The sequence below is a fragment of the Pseudomonas sp. 2835 genome (genome assembly GCF_050435905.1).
In the GTDB taxonomy this organism is placed as follows: Bacteria; Pseudomonadota; Gammaproteobacteria; order Pseudomonadales; family Pseudomonadaceae; genus Aquipseudomonas.
Genome location: NZ_JBNDLE010000012.1, coordinates 1 through 15,727, shown reverse-complemented (window position 1 = coordinate 15,727; position 15,727 = coordinate 1). Strand labels below are relative to the sequence as shown.

17 protein-coding genes and 3 tRNA genes are annotated in these 15,727 nt (G+C 61.3%); 8 read left to right on the top strand and 12 right to left on the bottom strand.

What is annotated here, in order from left to right; translation table 11 throughout:
• Window positions 1–27 precede the first annotated feature (27 nt).
• Window positions 28–654 (top strand): glutathione S-transferase family protein, encoded by a 627-nt coding sequence (locus tag ABIE20_RS17665; protein WP_429506247.1) that lies wholly within the window; start codon window positions 28–30, stop codon window positions 652–654.
• Between the two features lie 21 nt (window positions 655–675).
• Window positions 676–1,698: an LLM class oxidoreductase gene (locus tag ABIE20_RS17660; protein WP_429506246.1), complete on the top strand. Its 1,023-nt coding sequence runs from the start codon at window positions 676–678 to the stop codon at window positions 1,696–1,698.
• Between the two features lie 40 nt (window positions 1,699–1,738).
• On the opposite strand, the gene ABIE20_RS17655 is transcribed toward ABIE20_RS17660, so the two are convergent.
• Window positions 1,739–2,116: a cytochrome c gene (locus ABIE20_RS17655; protein WP_195883359.1), complete on the bottom strand. Its 378-nt coding sequence runs from the start codon at window positions 2,114–2,116 to the stop codon at window positions 1,739–1,741.
• A 32-nt stretch (window positions 2,117–2,148) separates the two neighbouring features.
• On the opposite strand from ABIE20_RS17655, the gene ABIE20_RS17650 reads away from it, so the two are divergent.
• On the top strand, window positions 2,149–2,373 hold the full coding sequence (locus tag ABIE20_RS17650; RefSeq protein WP_195883358.1) for a phage head closure protein: 225 nt from the start codon (window positions 2,149–2,151) through the stop codon (window positions 2,371–2,373).
• Window positions 2,374–2,471: 98 nt separating this feature from the next.
• Here ABIE20_RS17650 and ABIE20_RS17645 read toward each other — a convergent pair whose 3' ends face one another.
• Both ABIE20_RS17645 and ABIE20_RS17640 read right to left on the bottom strand, forming a co-directional pair.
• Window positions 2,472–3,092: a hypothetical protein gene (locus ABIE20_RS17645; protein ID WP_429506245.1), complete on the bottom strand. Its 621-nt coding sequence runs from the start codon at window positions 3,090–3,092 to the stop codon at window positions 2,472–2,474.
• Between the two features lie 131 nt (window positions 3,093–3,223).
• Window positions 3,224–3,300, bottom strand: a tRNA-Arg gene (locus ABIE20_RS17640).
• 293 nt (window positions 3,301–3,593) lie between these two features.
• On the opposite strand from ABIE20_RS17640, the gene ABIE20_RS17635 reads away from it, so the two are divergent.
• Entirely contained in the window at window positions 3,594–3,791 is a 198-nt protein-coding gene (locus tag ABIE20_RS17635) for a hypothetical protein (protein ID WP_258610083.1), read from the top strand.
• 3 nt (window positions 3,792–3,794) lie between these two features.
• On the opposite strand, the gene phnN is transcribed toward ABIE20_RS17635, so the two are convergent.
• Both phnN and ABIE20_RS17625 read right to left on the bottom strand, forming a co-directional pair.
• The gene (gene phnN, locus ABIE20_RS17630; RefSeq protein WP_429506243.1) at window positions 3,795–4,391 is read right to left on the bottom strand and encodes a phosphonate metabolism protein/1,5-bisphosphokinase (PRPP-forming) PhnN; all 597 of its coding nucleotides are present in this window, start codon (window positions 4,389–4,391) and stop codon (window positions 3,795–3,797) included.
• A 36-nt stretch (window positions 4,392–4,427) separates the two neighbouring features.
• Window positions 4,428–4,619 carry a hypothetical protein gene (locus tag ABIE20_RS17625; protein WP_429506397.1) on the bottom strand — a complete coding sequence of 64 codons (192 nt, stop codon included), beginning with the start codon at window positions 4,617–4,619 and terminating at the stop codon, window positions 4,428–4,430.
• A gap of 115 nt (window positions 4,620–4,734) precedes the next feature.
• Here ABIE20_RS17625 and ABIE20_RS17620 point away from each other — a divergent pair, with 115 nt between their 5' ends.
• Complete coding sequence (locus ABIE20_RS17620; RefSeq protein ID WP_010226671.1) at window positions 4,735–5,061, top strand: Arc family DNA-binding protein; 327 nt, start codon at window positions 4,735–4,737, stop codon at window positions 5,059–5,061.
• Between the two features lie 59 nt (window positions 5,062–5,120).
• Here the strand turns inward: ABIE20_RS17620 and ABIE20_RS17615 are convergent, their stop codons facing one another.
• From ABIE20_RS17615 to fepB, 3 genes are read right to left on the bottom strand one after another with little or no spacing between them, the layout of a single operon-like run.
• Window positions 5,121–6,149, bottom strand: coding sequence for a FecCD family ABC transporter permease (locus tag ABIE20_RS17615; protein WP_429506241.1), 1,029 nt, complete (start codon window positions 6,147–6,149; stop codon window positions 5,121–5,123).
• Window positions 6,146–7,186, bottom strand: a complete 1,041-nt coding sequence (locus ABIE20_RS17610) for a FecCD family ABC transporter permease (protein ID WP_429506239.1) — start codon at window positions 7,184–7,186, stop codon at window positions 6,146–6,148. Before ABIE20_RS17610 ends, ABIE20_RS17615 begins: the two co-directional genes overlap by 4 nt.
• Window positions 7,187–7,189: 3 nt before the next feature.
• On the bottom strand, window positions 7,190–8,116 hold the full coding sequence (gene fepB, locus ABIE20_RS17605; protein ID WP_429506237.1) for a Fe2+-enterobactin ABC transporter substrate-binding protein: 927 nt from the start codon (window positions 8,114–8,116) through the stop codon (window positions 7,190–7,192).
• 157 nt (window positions 8,117–8,273) lie between these two features.
• Here fepB and ABIE20_RS17600 point away from each other — a divergent pair, with 157 nt between their 5' ends.
• Entirely contained in the window at window positions 8,274–9,068 is a 795-nt protein-coding gene (locus ABIE20_RS17600; protein WP_429506235.1) for an ABC transporter ATP-binding protein, read from the top strand.
• Here ABIE20_RS17600 and ABIE20_RS17595 read toward each other — a convergent pair.
• Complete coding sequence (locus ABIE20_RS17595; protein WP_429506391.1) at window positions 9,056–9,847, bottom strand: IclR family transcriptional regulator; 792 nt, start codon at window positions 9,845–9,847, stop codon at window positions 9,056–9,058. The genes ABIE20_RS17600 and ABIE20_RS17595 overlap by 13 nt on opposite strands.
• Before the next feature lie 182 nt (window positions 9,848–10,029).
• Between ABIE20_RS17595 and ABIE20_RS17590 the strand changes: the two genes are divergently transcribed.
• Window positions 10,030–12,117 carry a TonB-dependent receptor gene (locus ABIE20_RS17590; RefSeq protein ID WP_429506233.1) on the top strand — a complete coding sequence of 696 codons (2,088 nt, stop codon included), beginning with the start codon at window positions 10,030–10,032 and terminating at the stop codon, window positions 12,115–12,117.
• A 33-nt stretch (window positions 12,118–12,150) separates the two neighbouring features.
• Entirely contained in the window at window positions 12,151–13,458 is a 1,308-nt protein-coding gene (locus tag ABIE20_RS17585; RefSeq protein WP_429506231.1) for an NtaA/DmoA family FMN-dependent monooxygenase, read from the top strand.
• A gap of 56 nt (window positions 13,459–13,514) precedes the next feature.
• Here ABIE20_RS17585 and mgtE read toward each other — a convergent pair whose 3' ends face one another.
• The 3 genes from mgtE to ABIE20_RS17570 all read right to left on the bottom strand — a co-directional run bounded on the left by mgtE (window position 13,515) and on the right by ABIE20_RS17570 (window position 15,574).
• Window positions 13,515–14,957: a magnesium transporter gene (mgtE, locus tag ABIE20_RS17580; protein WP_045200179.1), complete on the bottom strand. Its 1,443-nt coding sequence runs from the start codon at window positions 14,955–14,957 to the stop codon at window positions 13,515–13,517.
• Between the two features lie 387 nt (window positions 14,958–15,344).
• Window positions 15,345–15,421 (bottom strand) — tRNA-Arg (locus ABIE20_RS17575).
• 76 nt (window positions 15,422–15,497) lie between these two features.
• Window positions 15,498–15,574, bottom strand: a tRNA-Arg gene (locus tag ABIE20_RS17570).
• Window positions 15,575–15,727: the final 153 nt, after the last annotated feature.

Here is a 15,727-nt window from a genome sequence, read left to right as displayed (position 1 = left end):
CTCTGATCACTCCTGAAGAGAAAGCCCATGCCGCTGATTCTGTATAGCGATAGCTCACCTAATGGCTTCAAGATCACCATCGCCCTCGAGGAGCTGGGGCTGCCCTACACCCTCAAGCATGTACAGATCGACCATGGCGAGCATCGCCTGCCTGAGTTTCTCGCACTCAACCCTCATGGCCGCATTCCGGTGCTGGTTGATCCCGAGCGCGATATCACCCTGTTCGAGTCAGCGTCGATCCTTTTATACCTGGCCGACAAGAGCGCACGCCTGCTGCCGGATTCCCCCCGTGAACGCTGGGCGGCCATCACCTGGTTGCAGTTTCACGCGGCGAGCATGGGGCCGATTTTGGGTCAGCGCGTGCACTTCGAACGGTTCGCCGAACAGCCCTGCCCCGAAGCCATCGCCCGCTACCGGCGCCTGAGCGAAGAGGTGTTCAGCACCCTCGACCAGCGCCTGACCGACCGGCCCTGGCTGGCGGGCAGCAGTTACTCGATCGCCGACATTGCCACCTTCGGCTGGACCCATATCGCCCGGATCATCGGCTTTGACTTCGGCCAGTACCGGCATCTGAGCGCCTGGCATGAACGCGTCAGTCAACGCCCTGCCGTGCAGCGCGGCATCCGCTTGCCCGCCCCCGCTACCGGCCCCTGAAGGACTAAAAGGAATTAACCGATGAACCCAACCCTGAAGGGCGCCAGCGCCCACGCCTTCGCCCACCACCCCGGCTATCGACGCATGTTCGCCGCCGATCGCCTGACCCTGGGCATCTTCCTGCCACTGCGTTTCTACCGTGGTGACATGGCGGTGCTCAATGGCCAGGCGGCACTGGTCAGCGAAATCGACCGCCTGGGCTTTGCCGGCGTCTGGGTGCGCGATGTGCCGCTGTACGATCCGCACTTTGGCGATGCCGGCCAGTTGTTCGACCCCTTTGCCTACTTGAGCTACCTGGCCGCACACACCCGGCGCATCGCCCTGGCCACGGGCAGCGCGATCTTCGCCTTGCGCCACCCGATCGACCTGGCCAAGGCCGCCGCCAGCATCGACCAGCTTTCAGGCGGGCGCCTGGTGATGGGCATCGCCTCTGGCGACCGGCCGGTGGAGTTTCCTGCCTATGGCCTGGAACACAGTCAACGCGGTGAACGCTTTGCCGAGGCCGTGGGCTACTTTCGCCAACTGTTGCAGGCTGGCGAGCAACCGATCGAATCAGTAATGGGGCAACTGAGCGGCGCGCAACTGCTGCCCAAGCCCGTCGGCGGCGCCATCCCGCTGCTGGTCACCGGCAGCTCGCGCCAGTCCATGCAGTGGCTGGGCGAACAGGCCGATGGCTGGCTGACCTTCCCGGATGCGACCGAGAACATCCTCGGCCCCCGGCGCCTGGCCGAGAAAATCCGCGCCTGGCGCGACTGCATTCCCGGCGGTGGCTTTCGCCCGCACGTGACCAACGAGTGGATCGATCTGGACGCCAACCCCGATTTTCCGCGCACGGCGATGCAGGGCGGCTACGTGCTGAGGACCGGGCGCAAGGGGCTGATTGATCTGCTCGGGGAATGGCAGGATGCGGGGGTCAATCATGCGGCACTGGGCATTCAGTTTTGCCAGCGCCCGGCGGCGGAGGTGATTCAGGAGCTGGCAGAAGAAGTGCTGCCGTCATTTGCATCCCATGAAGGACCGTTGCCGTTGCGCCAGGATTGGTAGATCCCAGGCCGCAGCTGTTGCTGCGGCCTGACACCAGGCATCATCGAGTGTTGCCAATCACCGCACTCATGTATTGATTCAAATCGCGAAAATCCTGAACTCGCCAAGCGTACGGCGCCACCTTCACACCATTCTCGCGCAGCGTTCTGGGGATCAAGTCGCCGTTGGGGCGAAGTATTACCGATGAGACGATAACGCCCGGGTAGTCTTTCAAGCGTTTCTTGAAGGCCGAGGTGGTCAGATCAGGGGTGGGCGGGTTGCTTTTATTCGCCAAGGGCCCGGTCCCCTTGATGTCTGCCCCATGGCACATGGCGCATCGTTGCAAAAAGAGCTGTTTGCCATTGGCATTATCCGCCAAGGACGCGGATGCCTGAATCAACGATAGAATCCCGAGCGCAGCGATGATTAGTCTTTTCATTTTCAGGGGCTTTCATCCGCACTTGGGAGCCAGTGAGCCGGGAGTGGGCCGATATCGAGAGCATCAGCGGCAGCGAGTTCATGGCCACTCAGGCGCCCCAGTCACAGACCGTCTTCCGCATTCGCATCCGGTACCGAGACGACCTGGTGTCGAGCTGGCGCATATGGGAAGGGGCGAAAGTGTACGAGATCACCGCCGTGCTGCCGGATGCTCGCCGCCGGCGGATCGAGCTGATGTGCAAGACCGGGAAGGCGTGAGACAGACCAAATCGCCCGACTCGGACTTGATGACCCGTTTGGAGTGTCCTCAGATTTGAGGACACCCTCTCCACTCCAAACTAATGATTGTTAGCAGGTCAATGCTCATCTTGACTGGCTGTAGTGCTATGCACATCGATTTGGAGATGACGCCGCCCTTCAGCAAGCAGAGCAAGATCTTTTTCCAGCTTTTCTAGATGGCGCGACATTTTTACGACAGGGTCTTCGCCTATACGGACAATGCCTTCAAAATCCGCAAAATTCAGCGTATAGCTATTAGTTTGGCGCTCTGGCGCAGCAGAGTTTTTCAGCCAAGAGATCTCAACAAAGAAGGACTTGTTCTCCAATGATTTGTAGTCAGCGACATAGCTGCTTAAGCCTTGCCCTGGCTTCAACACGCTCACATTTTGGAACGGGATCGTTCTGTCGGCATCTCTCGCCTCTCCATTTGGCAAGGGAGGCGAAAAGGATACCTTTATATCGTATGCAGGGGCGTTACCAGTGTTATCCACACTGAGGTCAAAATGACGTGTCGACCACCGGTTCGAGTTAAGCGTTGCGACAACATGAGGCTGATTAGACGACTCTGCCATCCTGGTAGTTTCACGCGCAAGCGTTCGCGTAACTCGCCACAAGAAAAAGGTTGCAACCGCAGTTACCAAAGTGCCCAGAAGCCCCCCAAACCCTACGATCTGAGGCTGCCAAAACGCCCAATCCATTTGAAGCTCCTTGAGAAAAAGCCTATTACTCCCGCCGCAGTTAACAGAAATTCGGCGTTTCAGGTGCTGGTACTTTGCTGGTACTGCTAGGGGCGTCAACCCAGGCGAAGAAGGATATGCCCAGTAAAATATGGTGTCCCAGGGCAGGTTCGAACTGCCAACCTTCCCCTTAGGAGGGGGATGCTCTATCCAATTGAGCTACTGAGACACAGAACCGGCAACGGGCGTCGCGCGGCAAGGACGGCGTGCATGTTAACCAGCAGGCCGGCATTTGTCATGTCATCCGTGGGGCTTTTTGCCTGTGGGTTTTTCAACGGATCGTGCAATCTGCAATGAGGCAGTCAGCCATCATTGCAGATTGCACGCAAAAGCGCACAAAAAACCAGCCTAAGCCTATGATTTTAAAGGGTAAATCACGATAAAGAGGCTGGCATGCAGTGTGCATTATCTAGTTCATGACACGTGGCTCGGGGCCCCGCCCCGCCTTTGCGGAGTATGTCCATGAACAGCACCCTGCTTCTGCTCAATGCCCTGGCCCTGGCCGCCCTGGTTGGCCTGGTCGTGCAACCCGACAGCATCGCCACTGCGGCACAAGCCCATGCGGCACCGGCGATGAAAGCGCAACTGGCCGTGTTCGGCGCACAGGCTGCGCAAGTGCAAAGCGCACCGCTTGCAAGCAGCGAACGGCTGGCGTTCTAGGCTTCAACCCAGGCCAGGCACACCCTGTTCGCGCAACAGCCCAAGCAAGCGCTGCACCGCCTCGTCCAGCGAGCTGGAGTTGTCCAGCACTTGCACCTCGCCTTCTTCTACCCTCACCTGCTGCGCCCGCGCCAGGCGCTGTTCGATGTCTTGCGCAGTTTCCCGGCCGCGATCCAGCAGGCGCTGGCGCAGTACGTGATGGTCGACCCGCAGCAGCACCGGCAACAGGTCGGGATAGCGTTCACGCGCCTGCTGCAGATGCGCGCGCGAGCCGTTGACCAGGACCCCGTGCCCTTCAGCCAGCCAGGTATCGATCTGCACAGGAATGCCATAAGCCAGGCCATTGGCCTGCCACTGCAGGGCAAAGGCGCCCTCTGCGCTCAGGCGCTGGAACTCAACGAGGGAAACACCGACGGCATCCTCCCCTTTGGCCTCGGCCGAACGGGTGATCACGCGCCTGGCGATAAGCACGTTCAGCCGCTGCAGTTCAGCGCGCGCCGCATCGATCAGGGAATCTTTTCCGGCACCCGAGGGTCCCATCAGGTAGACCAGACGACCCGGGTTCGCTGTACGCCGCGTCGCGCTTGCGTCATGCTGCATAGCCACTATGCTCAATGGTAGGAAAGCCCGCGCATTCTAGACGCTTTCCATGGCCTTTTCTGCCTGTTGCATGCCGTTGCCGACGAAGGTCTGCAGGACCGGAAAAAGAGAAAATGAAAACTTTTCAAACCAGTACTCATTTCTGATAATTGGTACTGGCAAAACGCCTTTATCCGGTTCAATATTTGTCACAGAATTGACGCCAAGGAACCGGCGATAATGAGGCATGATTCACGCCTCATTCACAATTCAGGTTGAACATTTTGACGCCGGGATGGTCGTAGTGACATCGTGCGGCCAATTTCGAGAACCGCTTCCCCCTGAACTAAAACCGGTCAATTATATGCGCCCAATGAAACAGGCTATTTACTCAAGCCGCACCGCTGACAAGTTCGTCGTCCGCCTCCCCGACGGAATGCGTGAGCGCATTGCCGAGGTAGCGCGCAACCACCACCGCAGCATGAACTCGGAAATCATCGCTCGCCTGGAGCAGAGCCTTATTCAGGAAGGTGCGCTGGGTGAAGAACTGAGCATGCGTCTGGACAGCCCGGAACTGTCCCTGCACGAACGCGAACTGTTGCAACGCTTCCGCCAGCTTTCCCATCGCCAGCAGAACGCGCTGGTGTCGTTGATTGCCCATGACGCCGAGATGGCAGCTGACGCTTCCTGATTCCGTGGCTCAATCACTCAAGGCCAATGCCCGTGCATTGGCCTTTTTTATTGCCTGGATCAAACCCGTTTGCTGCGCGACAGCAACCAGAGCAAGTAGAAGCCACCGAGCAGCCCCGTGGTCAGGCCGATGGGCAAGTTGAGGTTGAAGGCCAGGCGCTGACTGATCAGGTCGGCCACCAGCAACAACACCGCGCCCATCAACGCGCCAGACAACAGCGGCACTTCTGGTGCAGCGGTCAAACGCCTGGCCAGTTGCGGGGCAGCCAGGGCGACAAAGGCGATGGGCCCGGCGGCTGCGGTGGCAATTGCGGTCAAGCCCACAGCCGCCAAGACCATGATCAGCCGCGTACGTTCCGGGGCAATACCGAGCTGACTGGCACTGTCATCACCCATTTCAAGCAGGTCGATGTGCCGCGCATGGCCAATCACCACAGGCACGATGGCGAGCAAGCCCAGCGCCGCCGGCAACACGTGGGACCAGGTCCGTGTATTGAGCGAACCGGCCAGCCAGATTTGCGCCGACATCGCCCGGTCGAGGTCGCCCATCACCAGCAGTACAGTGTTCAGCCCTGAGAGCATCGCACCGACGCCAATCCCCACCAGCACCAGGCGATAGCCGCCGGTGCTGCGCCCGCGCATCGACAGCACGAACACCAGCAAGGCGGTGCCCACTCCCGCCAGCACGGCGGCCAGCGAGGTGCCCAGGGGGCCGGCATCGAACAGGATGATCTGCACGATGGCGCCGCTGGCAGCACCGGTGGTAAAGCCGATGACATCCGGTGAGCCGAGGGCGTTGCGCGAGATCGACTGGAAGATCGAGCCGGCCATGCCCAGCGCACCGCCCACCAGCAGCGCCGTCAGTACCCGCGGCAAGCGAACCCGCTGGATCACCCGGTCGGCGGTCGGGTTGCCACCACTGGCGAACAGGCTGTCGAACACCTGGCCGGGTGTCAGCGACAACGATCCTACTCCCAGCAACATGATCGCCAGCCCTGCGGCCAACAGCGCCAGCACCGTACACACCACGGCAACCCGCGGTCGCCAGCGCAACGAGTAGCTGCCCAGGCGCAGCACCACGCCGGTCATGACCGGCTCATCCGAAACCTGCGCACGATGACGATGAAGAACGGCCCGCCGATCAGCAGGGCAATGATTCCGGCGCCAACTTCCGCCGGCGCCGCGACCATGCGGCCGATCACATCAGCGCCCAGCAGCAGGATCGCCGCCAGCAGCCCGGCATAGGGCACGATCCAGCGGTAGTCCGGCCCCACCAGCCGACGCGCCAGGTGCGGCGCGACCAGGCCGACGAAGCCGATCGGCCCGGCAGCCGCCGTTGCCGCCCCGGCCAGCAGCATCACCGCCAGGCAGGCGAGCAGCCAGGTTGCACGCAGATTGACGCCCAGGGCCTGACCAAGGTCAGTGCCCAGGGCCATGGCGTTGAGGTTGCCGACAATCGCGATGGCCAGCGCCAGCCCACCGGCAACGACCACCGTCAGCACGCCAAGGGTCTGAAAGCCGCTGCCCTCGACCGAGCCAGCCGACCACTTGCGAAAGGCGTCGAATACTTCAAGCGGGGCATTGAGCAGGATGATGCCGGTAATCGACGCCAGCATTACCGACATCCCCGCCCCGGCCAGCACCAGGCGCACCGGATTGGTCCCGGTCTCGTGGGCCTGGCCCAGGACGCACACGGCAACCCCGGCCAGCCCGGCGCCGACGAATGCAAAGCCGACATACTCGACAATGCTTACCAGCTTGAACAGGGTCACGCCGATGATCACTGCCAGCGCCGCGCCAGCATTGATGCCCAGCAGCCCGGGTTCGGCCAGCGGGTTACGCGTCAGCGCCTGCATCAGGGCCCCGGCCACGCCCAGGGCCAGGCCTGCCAGAATCGCCACCAGCGTGCGCGGAATCCGCAGCTCACGGATTACCAGGTGCTGATTGTTCTGTGGGTCATAAGCCAGGAAGGCATCGGCAATTTCGCCCAGCGCGATGGCGCGCGAGCCGATCAGCAAGCTACAGGCGGCGACCAGCGCAAGCACGCCCAGGCCAAGCAGCAGCCCCGATGCGCGCATGTGCCGGCGCCGGTTGAAAGCCATGGCGGGCAACGCTGCAATCGCCATCACTCAGCGCAGGTGCCGGACGACGGTATCGATCATCTGCCGGCCAGAGTAGTAATCGATACGGAATGAGGTCGGCCCCAGGGCGTAGACCTTTTTCTGCACCACCGCAGGCAGGTTGGCCAGCAGCGGGTCGGCAACAAACGCCTGCACATCGTCATCGGTGCCCCCCAGCAGGAACACGCTTTCACCGGTGATGGCCGCCGAAAGGTTTTCGCGGGAGATAAACTCGAAGTCGACGGCGCGGGTGACCTCACCACTAAGGGCCAGCGGCAGGCTCGCAACCTTGACCCCGAGCGCCGAGAACAGCCTGGCTTGCGGGCTGGAAGCACGGCCGACGGAATAGCTGCCGCCAATGTTGTAGCCAACGATACTCACCCCGCCCGCAGGCGCTTTGATCGTGGCAGCGGCGCGGGCGGTGTAGTCGTCAAAATCCTTGATCGCCGCTGCCGCCTGCGCCTGCAGCCCGGCTGCCTGGCCAAGGCGGGTGGCGATCTGTTGCCAGCTCTGGTTCGAGTAATTGACCACCACGGTAGCGATGCCCTGGGCCTCTAGCTCGGCCTGGTGCTGAACGACGCTATCGGCGCCGGTGGCGGCCAGTACCAGCAGGTCAGGGTTGACGCCGATCACCGACTCGATATCGAACACCAGGTTGGGGTACAGCACCTCGACCTTGCGCTGGTCCGCAACGGCCGCCCACTGGCTGAAAAAGCCCTTGCTGTCGGTCATCCGGCTCGGCGTGGTGGCGGCGGTGGCAACCAGTGGCGCATCCATGGCCAGCAGGATGCCGGTGACACTCGGCGAAGTCGAAGCAATGCGCAGCGGTTTACCGGGCTCGCCGGCGGCGCTGGCCGGGCTCGGCCCTACAGCGCTGCAGGCAAGCAGGATCAGTGCCGCAACGGCAAGCATTGGCGCGAAGGTGGGCTTTTTCATCGGCAATCTGTCTTTTGCTACAAGGGCGGCAGGAAGGGTTCGAGAACGGGCACAGGCTCGTCTAAACGTGGATGCGATGCAATCGCATTCCATATTGCAGAATTAATTCTGCACATGCAATACTCGCCACCGAGCTGCCAGCAAGGAAAGGCCAAACATGACGCATCGCCTGCATGCTGACGCCGTGACGCTGCGTTACGACCAGCGCACCATCTCCAGCGACCTCTCCATCGCCATTCCCGACGGCTCTTTTACGGTCATCGTCGGGCCCAATGCCTGCGGTAAATCGACCCTGCTTCGCGCCTTGTCGCGGCTGTTGGCCCCTGCCCATGGGCGCGTGGTGCTCGACGGCAAGAGCATCACCGCGCTTGCTGCCAAAGAGGTCGCCCGGCGCCTTGGCCTGCTGCCGCAAAGCGCCACGGCCCCGGAAGGGATTACGGTTGCCGACCTGGTGGCACGCGGGCGCTTTCCTCATCAGTCATTCTTGCGCCAATGGTCGGCAGCCGATGAACAGGCGGTCAACGCCGCTATGGCCGCCACCCAGGTCAGCGCGCTGGCCAATCGAGTGCTTGATGAACTTTCTGGCGGCCAGCGCCAGCGAGTCTGGATTGCCATGGTGCTGGCGCAGGAAACACCGATCCTGCTGCTCGATGAACCCACCACCTTTCTCGACATCGCCCACCAGATCGAATTGCTCGAGCTGCTCAGCGACCTCAATCGCCAGGGCCGGACCATCGTGGCGGTGCTGCACGACCTCAACCAGGCCTGCCGCTACGCCACGCACCTGATCGCCATGCGCGACGGCGCGGTGCTGGCCCAGGGGGCGCCCGGGGAGATTTTCACCGAGGCGCTGGTGCAAGAGGTATTCGGCCTGCCGGCAGTGATCATTGCCGACCCGGTCAGCGGCACGCCGCTGGTGGTGCCCAAGGGGCGCCAGGCTCAGCCACGCTGAGCGAAAATCCGCCCGCCGGTGGCCTGGTTGACCAGGCCCGCCTCGCGGTGCAAGACGTCGCGATCCTCTGCTGTCTTTAGCTGGCCAAGGTCAGTGACCGTGGTCATAACGCAGACGATTTCCTGTTGGGCATCGAACACCGGCGCCGCCTGGCCGGTGACATTGGAGAGCAGATGGCTGGTCAGCTCGGCCCAGCGGCAATTGCGCACTTCATCGAGCAACGCCTTGTTCGGCGGCGTACCACGAAAATGCGCGGGCTGCTGCTTGCGCGCGGCATCGATCACAGCTTTCGGCAGGAACGCCTGGAACACCAGACCGCACGCGGTGTTGTCGATCGGCAGGATGTCGCCCAGGGCCAGCGGGTTGATCGAGAAGTACGCGCTACGGTACCAGCGCACCAGGGTCGGGCCGCGATCGGTCCAGATCGCCACCCCGCCGCTGGCGGCATGCTGCTGGGCCAGGGACTTCATATGCTGGGCGGCAATATCCACCGCATCGACGCGCTTCAAGGCGCTGATGCCGATGTTCAGCGCTGCCGGCCCCAGGTCATAAAGGCCACTGGCCGGGTCCTGCTTGGCCAGACCTTCCTTGACCAGGCTCTGCAGGTATCGATGCGCGGTCGAACCCCCGGTGGCGGTGCGCCGAGCGACCTCCCCCAGCGCCAGCTCACTCTCGGCATTGGCCAGCACCTGAAGAAAACGCACCGCAATCGACACCGACTGAATGGTGCCGGAGCGCTTATGCGGGGCTGCTTGCGCCTCTTCATCCAGGGCGCTCATCTCGTTGTTCAATTCTTCGCTCTCCTCGCCGGCGCGCACGGTCGCGCTTGTTGGCGGCCATGATACCGATTCCCTGAAGCCGCACCTATTGCCATTTTGTGGAATGAATTCTTTATTGAGGAACGCAATAGCACCGTGCTACCCTCGAACGGGAAAGAGGATCATTCTCATTTGGGGGCATCTTGAAGTCACATTCACATCGCACACTGCGCCAAGGCTTTAGTGTGTTCACTCTCTCGACATTGCTGGCATCGCCCTACGCCTTCGGGCAACCCGAGGTTAATGGCGACAAGCCAGGCATTGTTTTCGAGCCGATCATCGTCACCGGTGAAAAGCTCGAACGCGAACTCAAAGACACGGCCTCGTCGGTATCGATCAAGACCGCCAAGGAGATCGACAAGGAAAAGACCGGCAGCGCCTCGGTGGCCGAAGTACTCAATGATGTGCCCAACGTGATCTACACCGACTCGATCGGCGCGCCGATCATCCGCGGCCAGGACACCCAGGGCCCGAACAACGGCCAGAACGTGTTCTGGGGCGGCACCGTGCCACGGGCGACGATCAACCTCGACGGCCATTACCTGAATTACAACGAGATGTTCTTTGGCGCCACCTCGGTCTGGGATATCGACAGCATCGAAGTGTTCCGTGGCCCGCAGACCACCTCGCAAGGGGCCAACGCCATTGCCGGCGCAATCATTGTCAACACCAAGGATCCGACCTTCACGCCCGAAGCCGCCTACCAGACCGAGGTCGGTAGTTATGACGCCAAGCGCAGCTCGGTGGCTGTTTCCGGCCCGTTGACGGGCAACGAACTGGCCGGCCGCCTGGCGGTGGACTACTCGGCGCGCGACACCTTCATCGATTACGACAACCCCAGGTTCCAGCGCGGCAAGGCCGACCAGAACTTCCGTGCCGTCACCGCCCGGGCCAAGCTGCTGTGGGTGCCCGAGTCGCTGCCGGGCCTTGAGGCCAAGTACACCTTCGCGCACAACGACAGCAACCGTCCGAGCCAGGAGGCCGCCTCGGCGCCCTTCCACAAGCTCGACCACGACACCACCACCATGCCCAGCTGGGAGCAGGACACCAACACCAGCGTGCTGGATGTCAGCTATGACTTCGACAACGGCATCAAGCTGTTCAACCAGGCGCAATACTCGCTGTCCAACGTGCAGCGGTTCACCGGCATTGCCGGCGAAGGCGACGCCGATATCAAGCAGAAAAACGCCTCCAACGAATCGCGCATCGTTTTCGGCGATGCCCTGGATACCGTCAGCGGTATGGGCGGCATCTACTACGCCCACACCAAGACCGACGAAACCCTGAACCTGCGCGGGCTCTCGGCCTTCGATGACACCAAGGAGAACCTCGGCATCTTCGGCGAACTGAACTACCGCCTGAGTGAACGCTGGACCCTGAGCACCGGCCTGCGCTTTCAGCAGGATCACATCGAGCGCCAGGGCAACTCGGTGCTGGCACCGACAGCACTGGACTACGAGAAAACCTTCTCCGCCCTGCTGCCCAAGGTCTCACTGGCTTACGCCGCGACGCCGGACTGGACCATCGGCGCCCTGGTCAGCCGGGGTTACAACCCCGGTGGCGTGTCGCTCAACCTGACCACCCGGCAATGGGCGTACTTCAAGGAAGAGTCGATCTGGAACTATGAGCTGTTCAGCCGCGCCAACCTGCTCGACGACCGCCTCATCCTCAGCAGCAACCTGTTCTACATGGACTTCAAGGACGCCCAGTACAACATTCCGGTGGTGATTTCCCCGGGTGTCGCCCAGTCCTACACCATCAACGCCGAAAAAGCCCACGCTTATGGTCTGGAACTGGGTGCCGACTACCGCGTGCTCGACAACCTGACCCTCAAGGCCAGTGCCGGCGCCTTGCGTACACGCATCGACAAGATCTCCAGCAACGCCGACTACCAGGCCAACGAGTTCGCCCGCTCGCCAGGCTACACCCTGAGCTTCGGCCCAAGCTGGGACATCACCGACAAGCTCAACCTCAACGTCCAGGTCCGTCACCTTGATGGCTATTACTCCGACACCGCCAACACTTCGTCCTACTCGGTGAAGCCCTACACCCTCACCGATGCACGGATGAGTTACCAGTTCAACAAACAGGTGCAGCTGTACGGCTACGTGAAGAACGTGTTCGACGACCGCTCCCCCACCTATATGCAGCAGAACCGTGGCATCGGCGGCACCGAGGCAAGCATGACCCTGCCGCGCATGGTTGGCGTCGGCGTCAAGGGCGCGTTCTGAGCCTACCCACTGATAACGAGGAGAACCCCAAGGATGACTACCCCCAAGCGCCTGCACATTGGCCTGTCACTGGCACCCACCTGGTTGAGTGGCGATGGCTGGCGGCGCGAGAACAGCAATATCGAAGGTATTTTCACCGCCGAGTTTGCGATCGACCTGGCCAAGCGCGCCGAAGCTGCGCACCTGGACTTCGTCTTTCGCCCCGATGTTCATGCCCTGGTGCCGGAAATGCTCGAAAACGGTTCGGGCTTCGCCAGCCTCGACCCGAGCATCCTGCTCGCCGCAGTCGCCCAGCACACCTCGAAGATCGGCCTGGTTTCGACCGTATCGATCACCTTCCTGCCGCCCTATGTGGTCGCCCGCCAGTTGCAGTCGTTGAACTGGATCAGCAAGGGCCGGGTCGGCTGGAACATCGTCACCGCGTTGCAAGGCCATGAGAACTTCGGCCTGACGGAGATGCCCAGCGCCGACGAGCGTTACCAGCGGGCTGCGGAGTTCACCCAGGTGGTTCATCAGCTGTGGGAAAGCTTCCCCAGCGACGCACTGAAACTGGATCGCAGTACTGGCCGCTATGCCGACGCCTCACAGGTTCGCCCGATCGATCACGACGGTAATCACCTGAAGGTCAAGGGTCCGCTCAACCTGCCGGTGTACGCCAATACACGAATCCCGTTGGTGCAGGCCGGCGCTTCGGACTCGGGGCGTGACTTTGCCGCGTCGGTGGCCGACCTGGTATTCGCCCCCACGCCGGATATCGAAGCCGCGCTCGAGCTGCGTCACGACCTGTCCCGCCGCGCTGAAAAACACGGCCGCGATCCGGCCGACATTCGCCTGCTGCCCGGCCTGAGCCTGTACCTGGCCGAGACCCGCGAACAGGCCCGCGAGTTGTTCATGTGCACCCACGCGCGCATCGACAAGCCACGCAAGTTTGCCTCGATCAAGGAGATGACCGGGCTCGACCTCAGCCAATGGCCAGAAGACCGCCCGATCACCGCCGCTGACCTGCCTGCGCCCGTGAGCAATCCTGGCAGCCGTACCCACACCAACCTGCTGCGACGCCTGATCGAACGTGAATCGCTACGGGTCAATGAGTTGTTGCTGCGCCCAGAGGTGATCTCGGCTGCACACTGGCAGGTGATCGGTACAGTGGACGATGCCGTCGAGAGCATTGTCGAATGGGCTACATCCGGTGCCATCGATGGCTTTATCTCGGCGCCCGGTGGCTCGCTGGAATCGGTGCACCTGTTCCTTGAACAGGTGATGCCACGCCTGGTGCAGGTCGGGTTGTTCCGCGAGTGCTACAGCGGCTCGACCTTTATCGAGCACCTCACCGAGCAATAAACGCCAGGCAAAAAAAAACACCCCTCGCGAGGGGTGTTTTTTTGTCGGATGCTCAATCAGAGCAGGAAGATGGTGGCCAGGCCCAGGAAGATGAAGAAGCCACCACTGTCGGTCACCGCCGTGATCATCACGCTGGAGCCCATTGCCGGATCGCGCCCCAGACGCACCAGGGTCATCGGGATCAACACCCCCATCAGCGCCGCCAGCAACAGGTTGAGGGTCATGGCGCCGGTCATTACCACGCCGAGCGACCAGCTGTCATACAGCAGGTAGGCAACCACACCAATCACCCCGCCCCAGATCAGGCCGTTGATCAACGACACCGCCAGCTCCTTGCGCATCAACCGCGAGGTGTTGCCGGGGCTGACCTGGTCCAGAGCCATGGCACGCACGATCATGGTGATGGTCTGGTTACCGGAGTTGCCGCCAATACCGGCAACGATCGGCATCAGTGCCGCCAGTGCCACCAGCTTTTCAATCGAACCTTCGAACAGGCCGATCACCCGCGAGGCGACGAAGGCGGTGATCAGGTTGATCGCCAGCCAAGCCCAGCGGTTGCGCAGCGAGCGCCAGACCGAAGCGAAGATGTCTTCTTCTTCGCGCAGACCGGCCATGCTCAGCACTTCGCTTTCGCTCTCTTCGCGAATCAGGTCGACCATTTCATCGATGGTCAGACGGCCGATCAGGCGATCGCTCTTGTCTACCACCGGAGCGGAAATCAGGTCGTAACGCTCGAACGCCTGGGCGGCATCGTAGGCGTCTTCATCCGGGTGGAAACTCACCGGATCGCTGGCCATGACCTCGGCAACTTTCTTCTCCGGGTCGTTGACCAGCAAGCGCTTAATCGGCAGCACGCCCTTGAGGATGCCGTCGTAGTCGACCACGAAGAGTTTGTCGGTGTGGCCTGGCAGTTCCTTGAGCCGGCGCAGGTAGCGCAATACCACTTCGAGGCTGACGTCTTCGCGAATGGTGACCATCTCGAAGTCCATCAGCGCACCGACTTGATCCTCATCGTAGCTCAGGGCCGAACGCACGCGTTCGCGCTGCTGGGCATCGAGGCTTTCCATCAGCTCGTGGACAACGTCACGGGGCAGCTCGGGCGCCAGGTCGGCCAGTTCGTCGGCGTCCATTTCCTTGGCGGCGGCGAGCAGCTCGTGATCGTCCATGTCGGCGATCAGGGTCTCACGGACCGAGTCGGACACTTCGAGGAGGATGTCACCATCGCGCTCGGCCTTGACCAGTTGCCAGACGGTCAGACGATCGTCCAGTGGCAGGGCTTCGAGGATATAGGCAACGTCGGCGGAGTGCAGGTCGTCGAGCTTGCGTTGCAGCTCGACCAGGTTCTGGCGGTGAACGAGGTTTTCTACCAGGTCATGGTGATGACCTTCCTGACGGTGGGTCAGGTCTTCGACCACGCGTTGACGCTGCAGCAGTTCGACCACCTGGGCCAGGCGATCCTGCAGGCTTTCTTGCGTCTTTTTTACTTCTACTTCAGTCATAGGCGAACTCCACTCCCAGCAGCGGAGCACGCCGGGAGATCAATCAGTCAATTCTTGATTGGCAAAACTTGCTATTGAGTAACTACTGGGTAAGTCCATGGTGGTATTCCACAAGCCCCGGCGGGGCTGACGGGCGCAATCATACACCGCTTGAGCTGTCAGGGTGCTGAAAAAATCGCGGCTAGAACAATCGTTTGCGAGACATACTTGTGACAACGTATGCAGGCAACAGTGCGACGGCATCTGCGCGAAATAAAACACATTGAGGTCGGCAAAAAATAATGCGGGGCTGGCACGGCAGCGATGGCAGTGTATTCATCACGCCTTACCGGGAGATGAATGCCGGAAAGCAAAAAGCCCGCCTTGATAGGCGGGCTTTCTGTTGTATGGTGCACTCAGGAGGATTCGAACCTCCGACCGCTCGGTTCGTAGCCGAGTACTCTATCCAGCTGAGCTATGAGTGCAGGTTGGCGCTTGATAAACCAGATCACCTCTGGTTACAGCTAAAGCAACTTTCAAACTGAAAACTGCTTCGTCGTATGGTGCACTCAGGAGGATTCGAACCTCCGACCGCTCGGTTCGTAGCCGAGTACTCTATCCAGCTGAGCTATGAGTGCAGGGTTGGCGCTTGATGGACCAGATCACCTCTGGTTGCAGCTGAAGCAGCATTCAAGTTGAAAACTGCTTCGTCGTATGGTGCACTCAGGAGGATTCGAACCTCCGACCGCTCGGTTCGTAGCCGAGTACTCTATCCAGCTGAGCTATGAGTG

What these genes read in the sequence shown, in the direction of transcription:
- ABIE20_RS17635 (WP_258610083.1), top strand. Translation starts at nt 3,594, where the DNA reads ATGAACAGCACCCTGCTTCTGCTCAATGCCCTGGCCCTGGCCGCCCTG.
- ABIE20_RS17660 (WP_429506246.1), top strand. Translation starts at nt 676, where the DNA reads ATGAACCCAACCCTGAAGGGCGCCAGCGCCCACGCCTTCGCCCACCAC.
- ABIE20_RS17620 (WP_010226671.1), top strand. Translation starts at nt 4,735, where the DNA reads ATGCGCCCAATGAAACAGGCTATTTACTCAAGCCGCACCGCTGACAAG.
- ABIE20_RS17610 (WP_429506239.1), bottom strand. Translation starts at nt 7,186, where the DNA reads ATGGCGATTGCAGCGTTGCCCGCCATGGCTTTCAACCGGCGCCGGCAC.
- fepB (WP_429506237.1), bottom strand. Translation starts at nt 8,116, where the DNA reads ATGAAAAAGCCCACCTTCGCGCCAATGCTTGCCGTTGCGGCACTGATC.
- mgtE (WP_045200179.1), bottom strand. Translation starts at nt 14,957, where the DNA reads ATGACTGAAGTAGAAGTAAAAAAGACGCAAGAAAGCCTGCAGGATCGC.
- ABIE20_RS17585 (WP_429506231.1), top strand. Translation starts at nt 12,151, where the DNA reads ATGACTACCCCCAAGCGCCTGCACATTGGCCTGTCACTGGCACCCACC.
- ABIE20_RS17625 (WP_429506397.1), bottom strand. Translation starts at nt 4,619, where the DNA reads ATGCCTCATTATCGCCGGTTCCTTGGCGTCAATTCTGTGACAAATATT.
- phnN (WP_429506243.1), bottom strand. Translation starts at nt 4,391, where the DNA reads ATGCAGCATGACGCAAGCGCGACGCGGCGTACAGCGAACCCGGGTCGT.
- ABIE20_RS17600 (WP_429506235.1), top strand. Translation starts at nt 8,274, where the DNA reads ATGACGCATCGCCTGCATGCTGACGCCGTGACGCTGCGTTACGACCAG.
- ABIE20_RS17665 (WP_429506247.1), top strand. Translation starts at nt 28, where the DNA reads ATGCCGCTGATTCTGTATAGCGATAGCTCACCTAATGGCTTCAAGATC.
- ABIE20_RS17655 (WP_195883359.1), bottom strand. Translation starts at nt 2,116, where the DNA reads ATGAAAAGACTAATCATCGCTGCGCTCGGGATTCTATCGTTGATTCAG.
- ABIE20_RS17645 (WP_429506245.1), bottom strand. Translation starts at nt 3,092, where the DNA reads ATGGATTGGGCGTTTTGGCAGCCTCAGATCGTAGGGTTTGGGGGGCTT.
- ABIE20_RS17615 (WP_429506241.1), bottom strand. Translation starts at nt 6,149, where the DNA reads ATGACCGGCGTGGTGCTGCGCCTGGGCAGCTACTCGTTGCGCTGGCGA.
- ABIE20_RS17595 (WP_429506391.1), bottom strand. Translation starts at nt 9,847, where the DNA reads ATGAGCGCCCTGGATGAAGAGGCGCAAGCAGCCCCGCATAAGCGCTCC.